Consider the following 2,967-nt stretch of genomic DNA (forward strand, 5'->3'; position numbering starts at 1 on the left):
TGCCCGGGGGCCGGGAAGGTCCCCCTGCAAAACGGTCCTCACGCGCGAAGCCCGGGTCGGGCTAGAACCTGTCTCATGAAAGTCGCCGTGCTCACCGGCGGGGGTGATTGCCCCGGCCTCAATGCGGTCATCCGCGCCATCGTCCGCCGTGCCAGCGAGCACGGCTTCGAGATGATGGGCCTGCGGGATGGATGGAAGGGCCTGCTGGACGACAACCACTTCCGCCTCACGCGGGAGACCACCTCCGGCATCCTGCACCGGGGTGGCACCATCCTCGGCACCTCGCGCGTCAACCCCTTCAAGGTGGAGAACGGCCTGGAGCGCGTGAAGCGCGCCATCGAGCGCAATGGCATCCACGCGGTCATCGCCATTGGCGGCGAGGGCACCCTGTCCGCCGCCACGCGCATGTCCCAGGAGGGGCTGCGCATCGTCGGCGTGCCGAAGACCATCGACAACGACCTCAACGGCACCGACTTCACCTTCGGCTTCGACACCGCGGTGGGCATCGCCACGGAGGCCGTGGACCGGCTGCACTCCACGGCGGAGTCCCACAAGCGCGTCATCGTCTGCGAGGTGATGGGCCGGCACGTGGGGTGGATCGCCACCTACGCGGGCATCGCGGGCGGCGCGGACGTCATCCTCGTGCCGGAGATCCCCGCCGACCTGGAGGCCGTGGCCCAGCACCTCCAGCGCCGCAACGCGGGCGGCCGCACCTTCTCCATCGTCGTGGTGGCGGAGGGCACGCGCATCAAGATGTCCGCCGAACAGGGCGAGCAGCTCGTCACCACCGGCGCGCTGGACGAGGCCGGCCGGCCCCGCCTGGGCGGCGTGGGCAACATCGTCGCCCAGGAGATTGAGCGGCGCACCGGCTTCGAGACGCGCGTGTCCGTGCTGGGCCACATCCAGCGCGGCGGTGCCCCCACGGCGCACGACCGGGTGCTCGCCACCCGGTTCGGCGTGCATGCGTGCGACATGGTGGCCCGCGGCGAGTTCGGCAAGATGGCCGCCCTGCGCGGCAATGAGATCGTCAGCGAGCACCTCTCCGAGGCCACCCGCGAGCTCAAGCGCGTCCCCAAGGAGTTCTTCGAGGTCGCGCAGGTCTTCTTCGGCTGACCCGGTGTTCCCCCCGGTGCCCTCCGACGTTTCCTTCGCCGGACATTGACATGTTGCGCCATGCCCTCCCCCACGGGGAGTGGCGGGCATGGCGCCACGCATCCGGTAGCATCGGCCCCCTTCACCCGTTCGCGAAGGGATGGTGCCGATGCTCACCGGTCGCATGATGGACTTCCCGCTCACCCTGACGCACTTCCTGGAGCGCGCGCGCTCCTACTACGCCGCGCAGGAGATCGTCAGCCGCAACCCGGACAAGTCCCTGCACCGCTACACGTACGCGGACTTCCACAAGCGCACGTGCCAGCTCGCCAACGCGCTGACGCGGCTGGGGGTGAAGCCGGGCACCCGGGTGGCGTCGCTCAGCTGGAACCACCACCAGCACCTGGAGGTCTACTTCGGGGTGCCGGCGATGGGCGCGGTGATGCACACGCTCAACCTGCGGCTGCACCCCAACGACCTGGCCTACATCGCGCGCCACGCGGAGGACACGGTGGTGGTGGTGGACCGGTCGCTGCTGCCCCTCCTGGAGAAGTTCGAGAAGGCGGCGGGCTGCATCAAACACGTCATCGTCATCCCGGACGACGGCCCGGTGCCGGAGGGCCGGCTGGACTACGAGAAGCTGCTCGCGGCGGAGCCGGACACGTTCGCGTTCCCGCGCCTGGATGAGAACAGCGCGGCGATGCTCTGCTACACGTCCGGCACGACGGGCAATCCGAAGGGCGTCCTCTTCAGCCACCGCTCCATCGTGCTGCACACGCTGGTGTGCTGCCTGCCGGAGGTGCTGGGGCTGAAGGACACGGACACGGTGCTGGCGGTGGTGCCCATGTTCCACGCGGCGGCGTGGGGCCTGCCATTCGACGCGCTCCTCACGGGGGCGAAGCAGGTATTGCCCGGGCCGCACCTGGATCCGCAGTCGCTGCTGGAGCTGATGCGGGACGAGAAGGTCACGGTGGCGGGCGGCGTGCCCACCATCTGGCTGGGCATCCTGGCGCAGCTGGACCGGGAGCCGGGCAAGTGGGACCTGAGCCCGATGCGGCACATGGTGATTGGCGGTTCGGCGGCGCCGCCGTCGCTCATCGACGGGTTCCGCAAGCGCCACAAGCTGGAGGTGCTGCACGCCTGGGGCATGACGGAGATGAATCCGGTGGGCACGCTGGCCCGGCTCAAGGGGGACCTGCACACGGCGTCCCCGGAGACGCAGCTGGATGCGTATGCGTCGCAGGGCTACTCGGTGCCCTTCGTGGAGACGCGCCACGTGAGCGACACCGGCGAGGTGTTGCCGTGGGACGGCAAGGCCATGGGCGAGCTGGAGGTGCGCGGGCCCATGGTGGCGGCCTCGTACTTCGGGGACGAGGGCAAGGACCGCTTCACGGCGGACGGGTGGTTCAAGACGGGCGACGTGGTGACCATCGACGCGGCGGGCTACCTGCACATCACCGACCGCAGCAAGGACGTCATCAAGTCGGGTGGCGAGTGGATCAGCTCGGTGGCGATTGAGAACGCGCTGATGGCGCACCCGGCGGTGCTGGAGGCGGCGGTGTTCGCGGGCCGGCACGCCAAGTGGGACGAGCGGCCGCTGGCGGCGGTGGTGTTCAAGACCGGGCAGCAGGCGACGAAGGAGGAGCTGACGGCACATCTGGAACGGCAGTTCGCGAAGTGGTGGCTGCCGGATGACTTCCTCTTCGTGCCCCAGATTCCGCGCACGTCGACGGGCAAGTTCCTGAAGATGAAGCTGCGCGAGGACTACGGGGACCACCTGCTGAAGGCGCCCGTCGCGTCCTGAAGGGGGGTCGAGGCGACCGCCGGGAAGCTGACACCTGCTGGCCCTCGGGGGTTGGCGGCTCGCGCTGGGGC

Annotated in this window: 2 protein-coding genes; both read left to right on the forward strand. The window is 69.6% G+C overall.

Going from position 1 to position 2,967, the window contains the following annotated elements; all coding sequences use genetic code 11:
* Window positions 1-75: 75 nt before the first annotated feature.
* The gene (locus tag D7V93_RS41085) at window positions 76-1,113 is read left to right on the forward strand and encodes a 6-phosphofructokinase (protein ID WP_120648434.1); all 1,038 of its coding nucleotides are present in this window, start codon (window positions 76-78) and stop codon (window positions 1,111-1,113) included.
* A 148-nt stretch (window positions 1,114-1,261) separates the two neighbouring features.
* A complete protein-coding gene (locus tag D7V93_RS41090) occupies window positions 1,262-2,896 on the forward strand; it encodes a long-chain fatty acid--CoA ligase (protein WP_120648435.1) in 1,635 nt (544 codons plus the stop codon).
* Window positions 2,897-2,967: the final 71 nt, after the last annotated feature.

It is taken from the genome of Corallococcus llansteffanensis (assembly GCF_003612055.1).
Lineage (GTDB): Bacteria > Myxococcota > Myxococcia > Myxococcales > Myxococcaceae > Corallococcus > Corallococcus llansteffanensis.